Source organism: Bradyrhizobium sp. 61 (assembly GCF_023073075.1).
Lineage (GTDB): Bacteria > Pseudomonadota > Alphaproteobacteria > Rhizobiales > Xanthobacteraceae > Bradyrhizobium > Bradyrhizobium barranii.
In genome coordinates this window covers 410,944-428,831 of record NZ_JADPIU010000052.1, presented here as the reverse complement: position 1 = coordinate 428,831, position 17,888 = coordinate 410,944, and the positions used below count along the sequence as shown (strand labels likewise).

Sequence of the window (17,888 nt, the reverse complement as noted above, 5' to 3'; positions counted from 1 at the left end):
ATGTATTAGTATGACCGTAATGCAATAGGACAGACCTCACGATTTTGTGGCATAGGGGGCGGCGGGTTCGCAGGAGGCGGAATTGGCGCGCTATGACAAGGGACACAGGGACACGACGCGGCGGCACATTCTCGATGTCGCATCCTCGCAGTTCCGCGAGAGCGGCATCGCCGCGGTCGGCCTCGCCGGCATCATGGCGGAAGCGGGCCTGACCAACGGCGCCTTCTACACGCACTTCGCCTCCAAGGAGGATCTGGTGCGCGCGGTACTGCTCGACGCGCTGGAGCGGCGCGAGCAGCGGCACAGGGACAATCTCGAAAACGGCGTCGCGCTCGAGACCGTGATCCGCGATTATCTCTCGCCCAGGCATCGCGATCGCGCGGCGACCGGTTGCCCGACCGCGGCCCTCGTCTCCGAGATCGCGCGGCATCCGAAGGCGACGCGCGAGGCGTTCACCGGCAAGATGTCCGACATCCTCGCGCTGATGGCAGCGCAAATGCCTGAGGGCACGCCGGCGGAGCGGCGCCGCCGCGCCATCGCGGCCTACGCCACCATGGTCGGCGCGCTGCAATTGTCGCGCGCGGTGACCGACAGGCAATTGTCGGAGGAGATTCTCGAAAACGCGGTGGATGCTGCACTGGCGCTTGCGAAGGGGCGCTAGCCCCAGGGCGGCCTGCGTGTTGCTCAGCTCCTCGCGTCGAGCTGGCTGCTGCGACCGGACGAACTTACTTGCGAGGCATAAGCGGAAGCTGCGGCCGATGCCGGTGAATAGTGCGACAGCGATTCGGCGAGTTCTTCGGCAGCCTCGGTGAGCTCCTTCAGGACGGCGTCGCTGTCCGTGGCATGGCCGCCGGAGGAATGCAGCACCTCGAACGAGATTCCGTTCGGAAGATCGACATGAACCTTGTCGATCCCGACGGCGTCGGGCGTGTCGCCGTTCTGCGACTGGTCGGCGCCGGACGCCGGATCACCAGATATCTGCTGGCTCGCGAGCTTCTGCACGAAATCCTCGATGGACTTGAGCGCGCTGCTGTCGAAGCCGCCGCCACCGAAATGGACGATGCCGATCGACATGCCGTTCGGCAGGCTCACCTTGACCTCGTCGTAGGGCGTGCCGCTCTCCAGCAGAGACGAGAACATCGAGGCGCCGTCTTGTGAACCGGCCGATTTCGACTGACTGGTGGATGAAGGCGACCCCGCCGCGCTTCCACCACCGATGCTGCTCATGCTGCTGACGCTCATACACGTACTCCACTGTCATTGCGAACGCACGCTTTGCGTGCAATGCGCATGCCAGATGGGAGCCTCATTGCCATCAAGGGCTTATCGCGAAATCCAGCCGGCATCCCCTTCACGCCGGCAATTATGTCCCGGCAGAAGCTGCCCATCTCCACGTTCGCCATTTCGTCGCAGGGCCTTGCGGCCTCGCCGGCATTGCCGCCTCGTGCATGATGCAACATGATGGGGTGCCGAAGACGATTTTTCTTCGAGGTGGGGGTCATTCGATGAATGAAGACGAGATTCGCAAATCCATCGCGGAGGTGAAGCAAGGCACGCTGTCGCGACGCTCGTTCATCCGGACCATGGCTGCGGCCGGGATCGCCGCGCCGGTCGCGAGCCAGATCCTGCTCTGGAACGACGTCGCGATGGCGGATGCCACGCTGCCATACAAGCCGACCAAGGCCGGCGGCGGCGGCCCGCTCAAGATCCTGCTGTGGCAGGCCCCCACCCTGCTCAATCCGCATTTCGCGATTGGCACCAAGGATCAGATCGCCTCGCGCATCTTCTTCGAGCCGCTGGCCGGCTGGGACAAGGACGGCAACCTCATCCCCTGCCTCGCCGCCGAGATTCCGACCAAGGCGAACGGCAGCCTCGCGGCCGACGGCATGAGCGTCATCTGGAAGCTGAAGCAGGGCGTGAAGTGGCATGATGGCAAGCCCTTCACCGCCGACGACGTCGTCTTCACCTGGGCCTACGCAGCGGACCTCGCGACCGCCGCCTACAGCACGGGATCCTACAAGGACATCACCGTCGAGAAGATCGACGACCACACCGTCAAGGTGCTGTTCAAGGCCCCGACCCCGTTCTGGGCCGACCCCTTCGTCGGCTCGGTCGGCCAGATCCTGCCGAAGCATCATTTCGGCGACTATGCCGGCGCGAAGTCGCGCGAGGCGCCGGGCAATCTGAAGCCGGTCGGCACCGGCCCGTACAAATTCGTCGAGTTCAAGCCGGGCGACCTGATCCGGGCCGAGCGCAACCCCGACTATCACGTCAAGAACCAGCCGCATTTCGACACGCTCGAGGTCAAGGGCGGCGGCGACGCGGTCTCCGCGGCGCGCACCGTGCTCCAGACCGGCGAATACGACTATGCCTGGAACCTGCTGGTGGAGGAGGAGGTCCTCAAGCGCATGGAGGCCAGCGGCAAAGGCAGGGTCGACATCACGCCGTCCGGCAACGTCGAGTTCATCATCCTCAACACGACGGACCCGTGGACCGAGGTCGACGGCGAGCGCTCCAGCGTCAAGACCAAGCACCCGACGCTGTCCGATCCGGTCGTCCGCCAGGCGTTCAACCTCCTGATCGATCGCGAGGCGATCCAGAAATTCATCTACGGCCGCGGCGGCATCGCCACGGCAAGCTTCGTCAACCAGCCCCAGCAGTTCAAGTCGGGCAAGCTGACCTACGCCTTCGACGTCGACAAGGCGAACAAAATCCTCGACGAGGCCGGCTGGAAGCGGGGCGCGGACGGCATCCGTGAGAAGGACGGCAAGAAGCTCAAATACGTCTTCCAGACCTCGATCAACGCCCCGCGCCAGAAGACGCAGGCCATCATCAAGCAGGCCTGCCAGAAGGCCGGTATCGACATCGAGCTGAAGTCGGTGACCGCATCGGTGTTCTTCTCGTCTGATGTCGGCAATCCCGACACCTACTCGAAACTCTATTGCGACATGGAGATGTACAACACGACGCAGCCGCAGCCCGATCCGGAGCGGTTCTTGAACCAGTGCGTCTCCTGGGAGATCGCCAACAAGGAGAACAAGTGGCTCGGCCGAAACATCTCGCGCTGGTCCGATCCCGAGGCCGACAACGCCTACAAGACCGCGCAGCAGGAGCTCGATCCGGTCAAGCGGGCCGCGCTCCTGATCAAGGTCAACGAGATCTTCTGCGAAGCCAATATTCTGGTGCCGCTGCTCTCCCGCAACATCGTCGGCGCCGGCGTCAATAACCTCATGGCCGACATCTCGGGCTGGGACGTCACGACCTGGAATCTGGGGAGCTGGTATCGGGTCTGACAACCGGCGCGCGAGGACCCGGCTCCCTCAAGGCGCCGGGTCGCATGCCGTATCTGCGCATGATGGCCTTGCTCAGCGCGCCCTCGGACGCATACCCGACTTCGCCGGCGATCTTGGCGATCGGATCGGAGGTGCCGGCCAGCCGCTTGCGCGCGACCGTCAATCGCAAATCGGACAGGAACGTCATGGGCGCGACCCCCGCGCGCTTTTGAAAAGCCCGCACCAGCGTCGCGCGCGAGGCGATCGCCACCGCCGCCATGTCGTCGAGCGTCCAGTCCCGGGCGAGATCGTTGAGGATCGCCGACACCACACGCGCCGTCACGCGGTCGCGCAACAGCGACACCGTCCCATTCCCGGAGGCATCGTCCGCAAGATGGTCGCGGAGCATCATCACGAACAACGCTCTCGCGAGGTCGGCCGCGACCACCTCCGATCCAACCCGTCCAGCGTCGAGCTCCTCGCGGATGTCGATCAGCAGGCGCCGAAACCGTTCCAGCAGCGGCTCCTCCGCCGTGCGCAGGATGATCTCGTCGGGAAGGGCGGCGATCAGCGGGTTCTCATCCGACGTCTCGAACAGGAAACGGCCGCACAGCAGTTCGGTATCGACCTCGGCCTCGACCGTCGCGCGCTGGCGGACGCCATTTCGGACCTCGGTCGTAACACGCCCGACGGCGCCGCCCGTCCGGCTGCGAACCGCGTGACTGTCGCCGTGCGGCAGCAAGAGGATATCTCCGGCTTCCAGCCGCTGCGGGCCCAGGCCCGGCCGCTCGACCACACAAGCGCCGCGCGTAACCATGTGGAATTGCGCCCATCCCTTGCCGTTCGGCGCGTGTAGCGACTCCCAGCTGCCGCCGAATTTGCAGGAATCCTCGAATATTGGACGGATCCTGAACAGCGGCACCATTGCCTTCAACAATTCCGCCGCGTCCGCCTCCGACATCCCTCTCCCCTTGATCCGCCCGGACATATCTCCGAGCCGCCCGGCCATTCCATGGAACAGCCAAGCGCATCTACCGTATGAGCGGGCCGTCCCGCGCATGAGTGGACCAGTACTCATGGCTTTTAACACATCCTAACGAGCAATCCTCACGGTGTTCGGTAATGTCACGGCATGAAGGCGGCAGGGATTTCCAAAAAACAGGTTCATCGAGGGGAGATCATATGACGTCCAAGACGCCAATCGAGTTGTTGCCACGGCCTGCGAATGTGTCGCGCCGCGGCTTCGTGGGAGGCCTGTCGGCGGGCGTCCTTGGCGCGGTGGCGAGCGAGGCGGCGGGCGCCGAGACGCTCGCCGACGTCCCCGATCGCGGGCCCGGCGCCGATCTCAGCGCGCACAGCGAACGCTCCCGGTTTGCAAAACTCGATCGCATTCCCGAGGCGACACCGGGCAAGCGCAACGTCGACCCCGGCGATGCCATCAATTCCAAGACGCCGCACCAGAAGCTCGTCGGCAACATCACGCCGACAGATTTGCACTATGAGCGCAGCCATTCCGGCGTGCCCGATATCGATCCTGCCCAGCACAGGCTGCTGATCCACGGCATGGTCGGCAAGCCGCTGGTGTTCAGCGTCGACGATCTGAAGCGGATGCCGTCGGTCACGCGCGTCGTGTTCATCGAATGCACCGGCAACGGCTGGGAGAATTGGAAAAAGGCCGATCCTGACGTGACGGTGCAGAACACGCATGGCCTCGTCAGCACCAATGAATGGACCGGCGTTCCGCTCAAATTCCTGATCGACCTCGTCGCCAAGGACAAGGGCTCGAACTGGATGCTGGCGGAGGGCGGCGACGGCGCGGGCGTCGATCGCAGCATTCCCCTCACCGACGAGATCGTGAACGAGGCTTTCGTCGCCTACGGCCAGAACGGCGAACCGCTGCGGCCCGCGCACGGCTTTCCGATGCGGCTGGTGATGCCGGGCTTCGAAGGCAACCTCAACATCAAATGGCTGCGCCGCCTCAAGTTCGGCAGCGAGCCCTGGATGACGCGCTGGGAGACGGCGCGCTACACCCAGCTGCTGGCCAACGGCAAGGCGCGGCAGTTCCAGCTGCGGATGGAAACCAACTCCGTCATCACCCAGCCCTCCGGCATGATGCAGATCCAGCCGGGCTACAACCGCATCTCGGGTCTTGCCTGGAGCGGCCATGGCAAGATCGCCAAGGTCGAGATCTCCACTGACGGCGCCAAGACCTGGAAGCCCGCGCAATTGAGCGAGCCGGTGCTGTCCAAGGCGCAGGTGCGCTTCCAGATGGATTGGGCGTGGGACGGCAAGCCGACAAAAATCGTGAGCCGCTCGACCGACGACCACGGCAACGTTCAGCCGGACCGGCAGTCCTTCATCGCCGCGATGGGGACCAACGCGCTGTTTCACTACAACGCCCAGCAGACCTGGAGCATCGACGAAGCCGGGAGGGTCCGCAATGTCCTCGCATGACAAGCTGCTTCTCGCCGGCATCCTCGCCGCCGGCCTGCTCGCCGCGCCCGCGCTGGCGTTCGATTTCGGCCGTCCGGCAACACCGCAGGAAATCAAGCTATGGGACATCGACGTCGGCCCCGACGGCAAGGGCCTGCCCGACGGCAGCGGCACGGCGACGCAGGGCAAGCAGATTTTTGCCGACAATTGCGCGGCCTGTCATGGCGACAACGGCCAGGGCGGAGTCAAGGATCGTCTCGCCGGCGGACAGGGCACGCTCGCGTCCAACATGCCGGTCAAGACCGTCGGCAGCTTCTGGCCCTATGCGACGACGCTGTTCGACTACATCCATCGCGCGATGCCATATCCGACGCCGGGCTCGCTCAGCACCGACGAGACCTATGCCGTCACCGCCTACATATTGAGCCTCAACGGCATCGTTCCCGCCGACGGCAAGGTCGACAAGGAGTCCTTGCCGAAGATCAGGATGCCCAACCGCGACGGCTTCATTCCGGAGCCGGAATTCGACCCGGCGCGATTATTCCGCAAGAAGTGAGCGGGTAATCATGAGGCTTTTCACACTGATCCGGATCTTCGCACTGATCGCGACATGTTTCTGGGAGACGCAGGCAATGGCTACAGACGGACTCATCACCATCAAGAGCAGTTTTGGCCCGCAGGACACGATGACGCGGCTCGAGACCGAGGTGAAGGCCAAGGGCCTCACCGTGTTTGCTCATGTCGATCACGCCGCGGGCGCTGCCGCCGTCGGCATGAATTTGCGGCCGACCGATCTCCTCATCTTCGGCAACGCCAAGGGCGGCACGCCGTTGATGCAGCAGGCGCAGACCATCGGCATCGACCTGCCGCTGAAGGCGCTGGTCTGGCAGGACGAGCAAGGCGCGACCTGGCTGTCGTACAACGATCCGACCTATCTCGCCGGCCGTCACGGCGTCGGCGAGCCGGCCAAGGCTGCCGTCACCGCCATGACCGCCGCACTGCATGCGATCGCGACCAAGGCCACCGCACCGTAAGCGCGCCGCGACGGCCGCACGAGGAGAGGTTCATGAACGTGACCAGCGGGCAACCGGCGCCGCTCAAGGCGCAAGACAGCAAGCTCGCCCGATGGCTGGTCATCGCGGTGTTGTGCGCCATGCTCGTCGCCGCGAGCGTTCTCGGCTATCTCGGCTGGACCAGCACGGATACCAGCGTGCCGGCGTCCGGCTATGTCGCGCTCGTGCTCGGCGTGGTGTTCTCGCTGGTCGTCGGCGTCGGCCTGATGGCGCTGGTGTTTTACAGCAGCCGCAAAGGCTATGACGAGCCGGTGGTGCTGATTCGGGAGCCGGAGAGCGATGCGGACGATGGACAGAGCGGCCCGCGCTGAGCCGCAACAAGGGGTTGACGGGGTGACGGGTGTTTTGCCCGACGAGCAATCCGAATAAGATGGCCGCCGGCACGTCGCGGAGTATTGAAAGTACCGCACCGCTTCGCGATTGCGACTGGGCCTGGCAACCGAATAGAGTGGGCCATCCCGTCACGAGAAAGGGAGTCAGGCATGGACGCGCCGAGCTCTGACAAGGACATTCAAAACACACCCGACGAGCCGGCTAACGAACAGGCGAAAACCACGCGCAACCCAACACGTACTCCTTCCATCATCGTCGGTGTCGTTGCGGCTGCCGTCGTCGCGCTTTCCGCCTTCTATCTCTTACGACCCGAACCATTGCTCGTTCAAGGCGAGGTCGATGCAACGCGGCTCGATATCGCGGCGCGCGTGGACGGACGGGTCGGCAAGATTCCCGTCGAGCGCGGCCAGAACGTCGCTGCGGGCGCGGTGCTGGTCCAGATCGACAATCCGGAAACGCTGGCCAAACACGACCAGATGAAGGCGGCCAAGGCCGTTGCGGACGCCCAGCTTGCCAACATACTCGTCGGAACGCGGGTGGAAGTGATCGCGGCACGGAAGGCGGAGATGGAGCGCGCCCAAGCGGCGCTGGTGCTGGCACAGAAGACGTTTGACCGCACGCACACATTGACCGAGCAAGGCAACGCGCCGCAAGCGCGCCTCGATCAGGCAACCGATGCGCTGCATGAAAGCGAACGCGCGGTCGATCAGGCCAAATCGGCCTATGAGCAGGCGGTCAATGGCTACACCAAGGAGGAGCGGGCCATTGCCAATACCAATGTCGAAAAGGCCAGTGCCGATATCCAGAGTGTCCAGTCGATCATCGACCAGCTCGTGGTTTATGCGCCCGTAGCCTCGCAGATCTATCAGCGTAATGTGGAACCCGGCGAATACGTGTCGCCGGGCGTCCCGCTCGTCACCTTGATCAATCTGGCGGACCTCTGGGTGCATTTCGATCTTCGCGAGGATCTCGTCAAAGGCCTGAAGGTCGGCGATCGCTTCGATGTCCGCATCCCCGCCCTCGGCGACCGCCCCGTCACGGTCGAGGTCAAGCTCATCGCGACCAAGGGCGAATATGCAAGCTGGCGAGCCACGCGTGCTTCGGGCGATTTCGACCTGCGAACGTTTTCGATCCGTGCCTATCCCGTTCAGCCCGTGCCCGAGCTGCGACCTGGAATGAGCGCCTATCTCGACTGGCGGTCGCGGCCATGAGGCCCGCGCCCAAGCCCGGATTTCTGCTGGTCGCGCGGCGCGAGTGCCGCTGGCTGTTTCACGATCGTGTGGCGCTGCTGCTGATCTTCGGCGTGCCGCTGTTTGCGTTCGTGGTTCTCACCACGGTCTTTAGCCGTCCGGTCATCCGCGGGCTCGGCGTGACTGTCGTCGACGAGGACAAGTCGGACGCGTCGCGCGCCCTGGTGGAATACATTGCGGCGTCGCCAAGCCTGAAGATCGTCGACCGCTCCGGCACGCTGTCCACGGCCGTGCAGGACATACGCTCCGGCAAGTCGATTTCGGCCGTCTACATCCCGCCGGATTTCGAGCGTGACCTGAAGGCCGCGCGCCGCCCGCAGATCGTCGGATTTTATAACCAGCAGTTTTTGACTCCCTCCGGCATCGCATCCTCGGGTCTGAGCGATTCACTTTCCGCAGCGGCAGCGGTGGCCGCTCCCGCCAGTCGCGCGGCACCTGCGCCAGCGTCCCTGGGTGCGCTCAAGGCGGAGACCATGGCGCTCGTCAATCCGCAGAAGAACTACGCGCAGTTCCTGCTGCGCGCGCTGCTGCCGACCATCATCCATGTGGTGATGACCCTTGCCGCCGGCTATTCCGTCGGCTCCGAATTCCGCCGCCGCGACGCGCGGGCCTGGCTCGAAAGCGCCGGCGGCGATCCGCTTGTCGCGCTGGCCGGCAAGCTCGCACCGCTGTTCTGCATCTTCTTCCTGATCATGCTGGCCGAGCCACTGTTCCTGGAAGGCGTGCTGGAAATCCCCTTCAAGGGCAATCTGCCGTTGATGATCGCCGCGGCCTCGCTGCTGATCATCGCCTATCTGTCGCTCGGCGCCCTGCTCCAGCTTCTGGTCGGCGATCTCGCCACCGGACTCGGGCTTGCGGGCCTCATTGCCTCGCCAGCGTTCGGCTATGCCGGCGTCGGCTTTCCCACCATCGGCATGAATGCCTTTGCGCAGACATGGAGCGCGATCCTGCCGCTTCGCTGGTACATGGCAGTCCTGCTGGGACAAGCCGCGCGGGGATTGCCGGTCGCGGATTCCGCTATTCCCTTCGCGGCGCTTGCGGGCCTGGCGTTGCTCTTTGCCGGCCTGGCGTGGATGCGCATGGCGAACGTCACCCGCAAGGGATGGTTTGCAACAGCGCGGCCTGCCGAGCCACACGAGGTCATCTCCACACCGCGCGGCGTCGGCGGCGCCTTCGTGGCGGAGTGGCGGCGCGTGCTGGGAACGCGGGGCGCCTTCGCTCTGCTGTTTCTCGCTCCCCTGGTCTACGGCATCTACTATCCGCAGCCCTATCTGAACCAGATCCTTCGCAAGCTTCCGATTGCGGTCGTCGATAACGATCTCAGCGATCTCAGCCGGCAGATCGTCGAGACGCTGGATGCGAGCGGCGCATTGAGCGTGACGGTTCGCGCCCGAACGCTCGCCGAGGCGCGCAGCGCGATCGATCGCGGGCAGGCCTTTGCCGCCGTCGAGATTCCCCCCGACACCGAACGCGACGTGCTCAAGGGCATCACCGCCCACATACCCATCTATGCGGACGCAACCTATCTGTTCATCTTCAGATCGAGCGCCAGCGGGGTCGCCACCGCCATCGGAACCTTGACGTCCGAGCTGGTTTCGCGCGGCGCGCGCTCGGATGGCAGCCTCGTCAAGGCGAAGCTCGCGACGTCGAGCCCGGCCGACGTGTTGCTGCAGCCGATCTTCAACCCGGTGGGCGGCTATGCGAGCTACGTGGTTCCGGCGGCGTTCATCCTGATCCTGCAGCAGACCCTGCTGATCGGCGCAGCTATGCTGACCGGCACCGCGCTGGCGAGCGGAGGCGCAGCCTTTGCCGGCGTGCTCGGCCGCGGCATCGCGCATCTGACGATCTACCTTCCTGCGCTCGCGCTCTACGTCATCGTGCTGCCCCGGATCTACGGTTTTTCGACGCTCGGCCATCTTCCGCAGATCCTCGCACTCGCGACTGTCTTTCTGCTGGCAACGAGCTTCATGGGGCAGGCTATCGGGGCCTGGTTCACGCGACCGGAGAACGCAACCATCCTGTTGCTGGCGACGAGCCTGCCGCAGTTCTTCATGGCCGGCTTCGCGTGGCCGCGCGAAGCTATTCCGGACGTGGCCCTTGCGTTCGGCCGGTTATTCCCGGCCGACTCCGCGATCGACGGCCTCGTGCGCGTCAACCAGCTCGGCGCCGGCATCTGGGAGGTTGCGCATGACTGGCTCGCGTTGTGGTGCCTGGCGCTCGGCTACTTCGCGCTCGCGGTGATCTCAGCATTTGCCGTCAGGAGGAGACAGGGACATGCCCAACCTTAGACCTGCCGCCTTCGTCGCGATTCCGTTCGCGCTGGTTGCGGCGGGCGCGCTGCTCTATGTCATGCGCCACTCGGCACCGCCGGCAGCCATCGTCGGCGTCGTGCGCGCGACCGAGATCAGGGTCGAGCCGGAGGTCAACGGCCAGTTGGTCTCGATCGCGGTTGAGAAGGGTGCCTCTGTGAAGGCCGGCGACGTCGTGGCGCGGCTCTCGGCGGTGGAGTTGACGGCGCAGGCGGACCAGGCGCGTGCCGCGCTCGCGTCCGCCGTCGCAAGCCGCAACAATGTCTATGCCGGCGTGCGCCGCGAGCAGGTCGACTCGCTGAAAGCCGCCATCGCCAAGGCCGGCGCCCGCCTCGACTACGTGCAGGCTCAGCTCACCCGGACCAGCACGCTGGCGCGCCAGAGCTTTGAATCCCAGCAGTCGCTCGACCAGGCCGAGAACGACGTCGCCAGCGCACGCGCCGGCGTGGCCGAGGCCCAGGCCAATTACGATGCGGCCGTGGCGGGCCCGACCCGAGAAGAGCGCGCTATCGCCGACACGCAGGTGCAGGCCGCGGCCGCCGCGGTCACCGTGCTCGAGCACCGCCTCGACAAGATGGTGTTGCGCGCGCCGGCCGACGGCGTGGTCAGCGTCATCGCCGCCGAGGTCGGCGAAAATGTTCGCGCGGGCCAACCGATCCTGATGGTCGAGGCGGCGGGCAGGCAATGGCTCTCGTTCAACGTGCGCGAGGATCATCTCGATCGTCTCTCGATGGGAGAAACAGCGAATGTGATGCGGAACGGCGCCGATGTCGCGACGAAGGCGGTCATCACCGAGCTGCGGCCGCTCGGAACGTTTGCCACCTGGCAAGCTGAGCGGGTCATCGGCGATCACGACCGCAACACGCTTCGCCTGCGCCTCGACCCGAAGGGAGAGTTAGCAGGCCTTGAGCCGGGCATGACCGTCTGGATCGGCCCCTAAACCCCGGTGATTTGAGCTCGCGGAACCAAGCTGTTCCGACCGTCTGCAAAATGAAGCCCCAGCAGTCATTGAGACCACTGGGGTTTTTCAACAGCCTTGCGGAATTCGAATTCAGCCTAGCTGGTGACGGCGGCTTCGGTGTAGGGCGCCGTATTCTTCGCGCGGTTGTCGATGCTGAGAGCGCCCGCACCGAAAGCCGCGATCTGGAGCAGTCCGCCCGCCATCATCACGTTCTTCAGGAAGTGAATCACCCCGATGTCCATAGCTGCGGCCCGTGTGGATGGCCGAAGATACTAGCGCGCGCCGCCCAATTCCCTGATGCTGCGCCGCACTACAGCGCGCCTAGCCCGGACTTTCGAACTGATCGAGCCGCGGCCCAGCGGAACTTCGATCGCTACCTTTGCTAGAACCATTCAAAATGTATAGGCTGATCTGGTCAACGGGCTTGAGAGAAAGGCCTGGGACGTTCGGGACGTGGAACGCTGAAGGGGTTGCTTGATCGGAAGGCGCGGTCGTCTTCACGGCGGGTGCGGCGGATATGGAATCCGATTCAGACGGCCGTCACGGCGGCCTCGAAGGGTCTTGCCGTCGGGCCTTGCATGAGCGAACCGGCAGTTGCGGCAGGCAGTCCCGCATTCAGGTGAATGATCGCAGGGCCCGTCATGAGCGGGTCCAGCACCTTTCACGTCGGAGGAGCCGGGATGGACCAACGAGAAGTGCTGGCGGCGTGGGAGAAGTTCGTCGAGCGCGGAGCGTTGTCATCCGACTTGAGATCATCGGTCGCAGCGTCGTGGCAGCGATCCAGGAACCATCACGTCACCGTCGACCGTGCGCGAGCGCCGCTCGTCGCGGACGCCGAGTTGTTTCGTCATCGCTCCAAATACGCGTCGCTCCGTCATGCCGCCCGCTGCGCTCTCGAGAACTCAAAAACATTTCTGCGCGATGCAAACTCAATCATGATCCTCACCGATCCGAGTGGGCTGATCATCGATACGCAGGGCGACGACAGGGTCATCGACGCCGGCCGCGCAGTCCATCTCGAACACGGAGGACGCTGGAGCGAGGCCGACATCGGCACCAACGCGATTGGCGCCGCGATAGCGGAATCGAAGCCTGTCCAAATTCACGGTACAGAGCATTTCTGCTCGGAGGTGCAGCGGTGGACTTGCGCTGCCGTCCCGGTTCATGACCCGACCGATGGCGAACTGCTTGGCGTAGTCGACATCTCGGGTCCTGCAAGCACCTTCAATCCGCAGAGCCTGGCTTTGGCCGTCGCGGTCGGCCATCACGTGGAAAGCGTTCTGGCCCAATCGGTCCGACAGGAACATGAGGAGTTGCTGTGCCGCTTTCTCGGCAGGAGATCGCAATGGGCGAACGATGAATGCATCGTGCTCGATCGTCGTGGCGCGATCCTCCACGCCACCGAGCGTGCTCTGAACGCACTCCAGCATGATCGCCACGGCATTCACAACGACGCGCCAACCCGCTTTTTGAAGACGGTTCCCTTCGATGAGTGGCCGAGCAGGTTGAAGGAGCTGCTTCCCAACGCGAGCTTCAACTTCGTCGAGAACGAACGCTCCGGCATCGGCGCCATCGTGGTGCTGCATGCGCGACGACGCCAGTTGATCACGCATCGCGACGTCCAGAAATCGAGATCCGAATCTGAAGGCCGCGAGACCGCGAGCTCATCATCCGCCCGAAAGGATTCAAAGCCGGAACCACGGTCTCTTCAGAGCATGGCCGCCGGCTTCGTTGCGCACGACCCCGCGGTCCGAGCGATCGTCCGTCAAGTCGAGACCGCGGCAGCACGCAAGATGCCCATCCTCATCCGAGGCGAGACCGGAACCGGCAAGGAACAGCTTGCCCGCCACGCCCATATGGCGAGTGGGCGGACCGGCGCGTTCGTTCCAGTGAATTGCGCCGCCCTGCCGGAAAGTCTGATCGAGAGCGAGCTGTTTGGCTATGCCGCGGGAGCATTCACCGGGGCGCGGCGCGGCGGCGCGATTGGACTGGTCAAGGAGGCCGACGGCGGCACGCTGTTCCTTGACGAGATCGGCGACATGCCCGTCGCGCTGCAGGCGGTGCTTCTGCGCCTGCTCGACGACTGGACCGTGCGCCCCGTCGGCGGCGTCAGATCGAAGGTCGATGTCTTTCTCATCTCCGCCACCAACGCCAGGTTGGACAAGGCCATCGCCGAAGCCCGGTTCCGATCCGACCTGCTCTATCGTCTCAATACGCTCGAGGTCAACCTGCCACCGCTCCGGGATCGCAACGACTTTGATGCCATCGTTCGCCATCTGCTCAATGCGATCGACCCGAATTGCGAGATCACGCGGACGGACATTGCGCATCTCGCCGCACGTCCCTGGCCTGGCAACGTCCGCGAGCTCCGCAACGTTCTGGCGCGATTCACCCTTGCCGCTGCGGACGGCTCTATCAACGAAGCCAGCGCGGAGAGCATCGTTCAACACCCCGGAGCGGAGTCCGGATCGCTCCACGACATCCACCGCGCGCGAATCCTTGTGGTGTATGCCGAGACCGCCGGAAACGTCAGCGAAACCGCGCGACGCCTCGGCGTCTCCAGAAACACCATCTATCGCGCACTGGGGCAGAGGAAGCCCGAGTGATGCCATAGTGTCTCGAAGCGCCGATGCTGCGAGTATCGCAGCATGCCCAGCTATGGACGGAGCGCCGGTCGCTTCGAACCGATGATTGTTCCGTTCAAAGCAGCTCAGCACCACCACCTCGGGCCGGGCCGGCGGTCGGATCGTAGTCATCCGGCTTCTTGGCGATCAAGGTCTGAGTCGTCAGGATCAGTCCGGCCACCGATGCCGCATTGCGAACCGCGCTGTAGCAAACCTTGACCGGGTCGATGATGCCAGCTTCGACAAGATCGACCGCCGAACCATTGCGCACGTCGAGCCCGTGGCCATTCGTGGCCTTGGCAATTCTCGCAACTTCCGCCTCTCCATTCAGACCGGCATTGGCGGCAATGTAGAAAAGCGGCCGACTGAGCGCGCGTTGCAGCAGCTCGGCGCCTTGCCTGGCGCCTCCGTCCAGACGGTTGATCAATTCGTCGAGCCTCGCAGCGATCCTGAGCAAGGCCACTCCGCCGCCCGGCACAATGCCTTCTTCGATCGCGGCGCGGGTCGCGTTGATCGCATCCTCGATCAACTGGGTCCGGCGCTTTTGCTCGACCGGCGTCGCGCCGCCGGCAAGAATCATCGCTGTGCCGCCGGACAGTTTTGCGATGCGCTCCTGGAACTTGTCCCGCTCAATATTTTCGGGAGCGGCATCGTATTGGCGCAACACCTGCTCGCGTCGCGCCGCGATGGCCTTCTGATCGCCACCTCCCGCCGTGATCAGGGTCTTCGAGGCGGAAATGCGCACTTGGCGCGCGGACCCGAGGTCGTGCAGCTCCACCTTCTCGAGCCTTCCGCCCAGATCGGCCGAGATAACGCGCCCTCCGGTCGCGATCGCGATATCCTCGAGCATCGCCTTGCGCCAATGGCCGAACTCCGGCGGGTGAATCGCGGCAACCTTGAAATTGGATTTCTCCCGACGCGCCAGCAATTGCATGATGACGGATGGCGCCACTTCCTCGGCGATGATCAGCAAAGGTCGCCCGCTCTTTTCGATGAGCGAGATCACACCAGCCAGTTGCTCCCCGGTCTGGATCTTGAGATCGGTCATGACGATGAACGGACTGTCGAGAACCACCTGCATTTTCTCGACATCGGTGACCATATGATGTGAAAGATAGCCGCGATCGAAGGCCATGCCTTCAACGATTTCCAGCGTCGTCTCGACCGTGTTGCCAAATTCCACCGCGACGATTCCGTGATTGCCGGCGCGCTCGAAGGCTTCGCCGACCATGTCGCCAAGCGCTGTGTCGTTGGCGGCAATGCTCGCAACAGCCCGCAGGCCAGCAGACCCCTGCAGCGGTCTCGCCGACCGTCGTAACGCCGTGATGGTCTCACTAACCGCCAGTTCCAGCCCTTGAACCAGCTCGACCGGATTGGCGCCGGCCGCTAAACATTTCAGGCCTTCCTGCACAAGAACATCGGCCAGCACGGTGGCCGTGGTGGTGCCGTCCCCGGCTACCTCATTGGTTCGCGCTGAAACCTCACGCAACACCTGCGCGCCCATATTCTCAAACGGGCATTCAAGTTCGATTTCGCTGGCAATGCTGACGCCATCGCGCGACACGATCGGTGTTCCGATCGGTCGGTCCATGATCGCGTTCATGCCCCTCGGACCCAGCGTTCCGCGTACCGCCTTGGCGAGCTTGGCGACGCCCCGGCCCAGCGCGGCCCGCGCAGCTTCATCGTGCAACATGATCTTCGGCATTCTATATCCCCGACTTTGCCTTGAGGTCGTCTGGTCTGGACTTGTTATCGATGCTGCGCACCCGCATCACCGCACCTGTTACGTGTCCGGCGACGCCGGCATCGTCCTCGATTTCGGTACGAACGGTGTATCGAGGTCGAACCGCGCGGCAAGCAGGCCGCGGCACAGTGCGCCGTTGAATTCAGCATTGATGCCCACGCGCCGTAGATTCGACAGGTATGCGGCAAGGCCGTCGGCTTTCAGCCGCGCTCCGTTCGCATCGACAAAGGCGGGTTCACCACCGCTTGCCGGGCCTACGACGGCACGTCGCTCGAGATAGCGCTGAATCAGCGTCTCACCTGCATCGTCGAGCGGCAGGCAACCGAGCTCCGTCACCGTCAGGCTCACGATCTCTGCCGGCGATTGCCCCAGCGCGATGAGGTGACTGAGTAGCGCAACCTGCCGGCGCTGGAACGCCTTGACGAGGAATGTCTGACGCAGATCATCGAGGCTGCCATCGGCCTCGGCGCCGAACGTTTCCTGGAACGAGCGCCCCTGCGCGAGGCCCGCATTGATCTTGTCGGCATACATGTGCTCACCCAAGACCACGCTGACGCCCTTGACCCAGTCCAACGCGCTGATGGACCGGCGCATGTCGTCCGCCATCAGGAACGAAAAGTTGGCAGCGCACCAATAGGTCGGCAAGCGGAACTCGATGTGGACCCGATCCTTCGCGTCGACATCGGCCCTGGTCACGAAATTCAGGTCGATGACGGACTCGTCGAGTTCCGGGTCCATCACGTCTCGCAGGCAGGCCCATATCTGCGCCTGCCTGTCAACTGACGAGCGGCTTCTCGGCCGCTCCCTCCCCTCAACGCCACGCTTCATGGCCATCACCTCGGCGCGTGAACGGCTTCGGGCAAGTGGGCATAACCGCCGCCCGCCTGGATCTTCTTCTTTTGCGCTTCGACATCGATGCCGTAGATGCGCGCGGCATTGAGACCGAGGATCTTGATTTTCGTTTCCATCGACAGCACCGAACCGGTCTCCTTGGTGACGTCGGCCGGAATTTCAAATGCCATGAACTTGTCGATCAGCCATTTCGGCGTCCAGATGCCATAATCGCTGCCGTAAAGGATCTTGTCCGGTCCGACCCAGAATAGCAGTTCGGAAATGACGTGGGCGAAGTACCCCGGCCGCGAATGGATGAAGGGCAACGCCACCGCGAGGCCGGCATAGACATTGGTTTCCTGGGTCGCGATCCAGCAGAAGTCGTCAAGGCGCGGCAAGCCACAATGCTCGACGATGAAGTTCAAATCCTGGAACGAGGTGGCGACGTCATCGATATCGGCGACATCGAACGCATCCCGGTTCAACGGGATGATCGTTGGCCCCTTGTGGACGTGGATGTTCTTGATCCCGAGCTTCTGCGCCGCCTCGAGATACTGGTAGGACGCCTTGTCGGTGAGCTTGTAGCCCTTCGACTCGCCACGCCATTCGGCGGTGTAAAGCTTGACACCCTTCAGCTTGTGCTTCTCGGCGAGCGCATGAAGGTCTTCGATGCCCTTGGTACCGTCACGCGGATCAAAGGCGCCGTTCAGGATGAAGCGGTCCGGATGGTTTTTCTTCATCGCCGAGTTTCGTTCGGTGGTATTGAAGCCGTTCTTGTAGAAGTCGGTGAGATAGGTCGGCTGCAGGATCGCCATGTCGTCGTAACCGGTGACGAACAGGTCGTCGAACATCGTCTTGGCGTCGTACTTCTCGAACTTCTCTTTCTCCCATTTCTCCGACGGCGGGCTCAGATTCGAGTGATAGGCGTAGAAGCACTCGATGAACTGCTTGCCGTGGATGTTCTTCTGGTTGGCTGGGCTGCCATCCCAGAAATGCGTATGCCCATCGATGACAAAAATCTCTTCACCCTTGGCCGTCCTGTACATGGCGTTACTCCC

The 17,888-nt window shown here is 63.7% G+C and carries 16 protein-coding genes; 10 read left to right on the top strand and 6 right to left on the bottom strand.

Annotated elements, in window-relative coordinates; all coding sequences use genetic code 11:
* Positions 1 to 82 precede the first annotated feature (82 nt).
* A complete protein-coding gene (locus tag IVB46_RS17005) occupies positions 83 to 661 on the top strand; it encodes a TetR family transcriptional regulator (RefSeq protein WP_247304552.1) in 579 nt (192 codons plus the stop codon).
* Positions 662 to 684: 23 nt separating this feature from the next.
* On the opposite strand, the gene IVB46_RS17000 is transcribed toward IVB46_RS17005, so the two are convergent.
* Entirely contained in the window at positions 685 to 1,242 is a 558-nt protein-coding gene (locus IVB46_RS17000; RefSeq protein ID WP_247304556.1) for a hypothetical protein, read from the bottom strand.
* Between the two features lie 263 nt (positions 1,243 to 1,505).
* Here IVB46_RS17000 and IVB46_RS16995 point away from each other — a divergent pair, with 263 nt between their 5' ends.
* Positions 1,506 to 3,293 (top strand): peptide ABC transporter substrate-binding protein, encoded by a 1,788-nt coding sequence (locus IVB46_RS16995; RefSeq protein WP_247304558.1) that lies wholly within the window; start codon positions 1,506 to 1,508, stop codon positions 3,291 to 3,293.
* Here IVB46_RS16995 and IVB46_RS16990 read toward each other — a convergent pair.
* The gene (locus IVB46_RS16990) at positions 3,256 to 4,233 is read right to left on the bottom strand and encodes an AraC family transcriptional regulator (protein ID WP_247304561.1); all 978 of its coding nucleotides are present in this window, start codon (positions 4,231 to 4,233) and stop codon (positions 3,256 to 3,258) included. The two genes, IVB46_RS16995 and IVB46_RS16990, sit on opposite strands and share 38 nt — an antisense overlap.
* 221 nt (positions 4,234 to 4,454) lie before the next feature.
* Here IVB46_RS16990 and soxC point away from each other — a divergent pair, with 221 nt between their 5' ends.
* The 7 genes from soxC to IVB46_RS16955 all read left to right on the top strand — a co-directional run bounded on the left by soxC (position 4,455) and on the right by IVB46_RS16955 (position 11,610).
* Positions 4,455 to 5,726, top strand: coding sequence for a sulfite dehydrogenase (soxC, locus tag IVB46_RS16985; RefSeq protein WP_247304564.1), 1,272 nt, complete (start codon positions 4,455 to 4,457; stop codon positions 5,724 to 5,726).
* Positions 5,713 to 6,261: a cytochrome c gene (locus IVB46_RS16980; RefSeq protein WP_247304567.1), complete on the top strand. Its 549-nt coding sequence runs from the start codon at positions 5,713 to 5,715 to the stop codon at positions 6,259 to 6,261. The genes soxC and IVB46_RS16980 overlap by 14 nt, the downstream gene beginning before the upstream one ends.
* A gap of 10 nt (positions 6,262 to 6,271) precedes the next feature.
* Positions 6,272 to 6,739, top strand: a complete 468-nt coding sequence (locus IVB46_RS16975; protein WP_247304570.1) for a DUF302 domain-containing protein — start codon at positions 6,272 to 6,274, stop codon at positions 6,737 to 6,739.
* A gap of 32 nt (positions 6,740 to 6,771) precedes the next feature.
* The gene (locus tag IVB46_RS16970; protein WP_247304572.1) at positions 6,772 to 7,089 is read left to right on the top strand and encodes a hypothetical protein; all 318 of its coding nucleotides are present in this window, start codon (positions 6,772 to 6,774) and stop codon (positions 7,087 to 7,089) included.
* A gap of 171 nt (positions 7,090 to 7,260) precedes the next feature.
* Positions 7,261 to 8,322: an efflux RND transporter periplasmic adaptor subunit gene (locus tag IVB46_RS16965; RefSeq protein WP_247304575.1), complete on the top strand. Its 1,062-nt coding sequence runs from the start codon at positions 7,261 to 7,263 to the stop codon at positions 8,320 to 8,322.
* Positions 8,319 to 10,649, top strand: coding sequence for an ABC transporter permease (locus IVB46_RS16960; RefSeq protein WP_247304593.1), 2,331 nt, complete (start codon positions 8,319 to 8,321; stop codon positions 10,647 to 10,649). Before IVB46_RS16965 ends, IVB46_RS16960 begins: the two co-directional genes overlap by 4 nt.
* Positions 10,636 to 11,610 carry an HlyD family efflux transporter periplasmic adaptor subunit gene (locus tag IVB46_RS16955; protein ID WP_247304596.1) on the top strand — a complete coding sequence of 325 codons (975 nt, stop codon included), beginning with the start codon at positions 10,636 to 10,638 and terminating at the stop codon, positions 11,608 to 11,610. The genes IVB46_RS16960 and IVB46_RS16955 overlap by 14 nt, the downstream gene beginning before the upstream one ends.
* A 116-nt stretch (positions 11,611 to 11,726) precedes the next feature.
* Here the strand turns inward: IVB46_RS16955 and IVB46_RS16950 are convergent, their stop codons facing one another.
* Positions 11,727 to 11,873, bottom strand: coding sequence for a hypothetical protein (locus IVB46_RS16950; protein ID WP_187388109.1), 147 nt, complete (start codon positions 11,871 to 11,873; stop codon positions 11,727 to 11,729).
* A gap of 399 nt (positions 11,874 to 12,272) precedes the next feature.
* Here IVB46_RS16950 and IVB46_RS16945 point away from each other — a divergent pair, with 399 nt between their 5' ends.
* The gene (locus tag IVB46_RS16945) at positions 12,273 to 14,237 is read left to right on the top strand and encodes a sigma-54-dependent Fis family transcriptional regulator (RefSeq protein WP_247343143.1); all 1,965 of its coding nucleotides are present in this window, start codon (positions 12,273 to 12,275) and stop codon (positions 14,235 to 14,237) included.
* A 94-nt stretch (positions 14,238 to 14,331) separates the two neighbouring features.
* On the opposite strand, the gene IVB46_RS16940 is transcribed toward IVB46_RS16945, so the two are convergent.
* From IVB46_RS16940 to IVB46_RS16930, 3 genes are all read right to left on the bottom strand, one after another.
* Entirely contained in the window at positions 14,332 to 15,960 is a 1,629-nt protein-coding gene (locus IVB46_RS16940) for a molecular chaperone GroEL (RefSeq protein ID WP_166344202.1), read from the bottom strand.
* A gap of 78 nt (positions 15,961 to 16,038) precedes the next feature.
* Positions 16,039 to 16,827, bottom strand: a complete 789-nt coding sequence (locus IVB46_RS16935; RefSeq protein ID WP_256468610.1) for an iron-sulfur cluster assembly protein — start codon at positions 16,825 to 16,827, stop codon at positions 16,039 to 16,041.
* Between the two features lie 5 nt (positions 16,828 to 16,832).
* Positions 16,833 to 17,876 (bottom strand): amidohydrolase family protein, encoded by a 1,044-nt coding sequence (locus tag IVB46_RS16930; protein WP_247304622.1) that lies wholly within the window; start codon positions 17,874 to 17,876, stop codon positions 16,833 to 16,835.
* Positions 17,877 to 17,888 lie beyond the last annotated feature (12 nt).

What these genes read in the sequence shown, in the direction of transcription:
- IVB46_RS16970 (WP_247304572.1), top strand. Translation starts at nt 6,772, where the DNA reads ATGAACGTGACCAGCGGGCAACCGGCGCCGCTCAAGGCGCAAGACAGC.
- soxC (WP_247304564.1), top strand. Translation starts at nt 4,455, where the DNA reads ATGACGTCCAAGACGCCAATCGAGTTGTTGCCACGGCCTGCGAATGTG.
- IVB46_RS16950 (WP_187388109.1), bottom strand. Translation starts at nt 11,873, where the DNA reads ATGGACATCGGGGTGATTCACTTCCTGAAGAACGTGATGATGGCGGGC.
- IVB46_RS16955 (WP_247304596.1), top strand. Translation starts at nt 10,636, where the DNA reads ATGCCCAACCTTAGACCTGCCGCCTTCGTCGCGATTCCGTTCGCGCTG.
- IVB46_RS16995 (WP_247304558.1), top strand. Translation starts at nt 1,506, where the DNA reads ATGAATGAAGACGAGATTCGCAAATCCATCGCGGAGGTGAAGCAAGGC.
- IVB46_RS16990 (WP_247304561.1), bottom strand. Translation starts at nt 4,233, where the DNA reads ATGTCGGAGGCGGACGCGGCGGAATTGTTGAAGGCAATGGTGCCGCTG.
- IVB46_RS16975 (WP_247304570.1), top strand. Translation starts at nt 6,272, where the DNA reads ATGAGGCTTTTCACACTGATCCGGATCTTCGCACTGATCGCGACATGT.
- IVB46_RS16945 (WP_247343143.1), top strand. Translation starts at nt 12,273, where the DNA reads ATGAGCGGGTCCAGCACCTTTCACGTCGGAGGAGCCGGGATGGACCAA.
- IVB46_RS16935 (WP_256468610.1), bottom strand. Translation starts at nt 16,827, where the DNA reads ATGAAGCGTGGCGTTGAGGGGAGGGAGCGGCCGAGAAGCCGCTCGTCA.
- IVB46_RS16960 (WP_247304593.1), top strand. Translation starts at nt 8,319, where the DNA reads ATGAGGCCCGCGCCCAAGCCCGGATTTCTGCTGGTCGCGCGGCGCGAG.
- IVB46_RS16930 (WP_247304622.1), bottom strand. Translation starts at nt 17,876, where the DNA reads ATGTACAGGACGGCCAAGGGTGAAGAGATTTTTGTCATCGATGGGCAT.
- IVB46_RS16940 (WP_166344202.1), bottom strand. Translation starts at nt 15,960, where the DNA reads ATGCCGAAGATCATGTTGCACGATGAAGCTGCGCGGGCCGCGCTGGGC.
- IVB46_RS16980 (WP_247304567.1), top strand. Translation starts at nt 5,713, where the DNA reads ATGTCCTCGCATGACAAGCTGCTTCTCGCCGGCATCCTCGCCGCCGGC.
- IVB46_RS16965 (WP_247304575.1), top strand. Translation starts at nt 7,261, where the DNA reads ATGGACGCGCCGAGCTCTGACAAGGACATTCAAAACACACCCGACGAG.
- IVB46_RS17000 (WP_247304556.1), bottom strand. Translation starts at nt 1,242, where the DNA reads ATGAGCGTCAGCAGCATGAGCAGCATCGGTGGTGGAAGCGCGGCGGGG.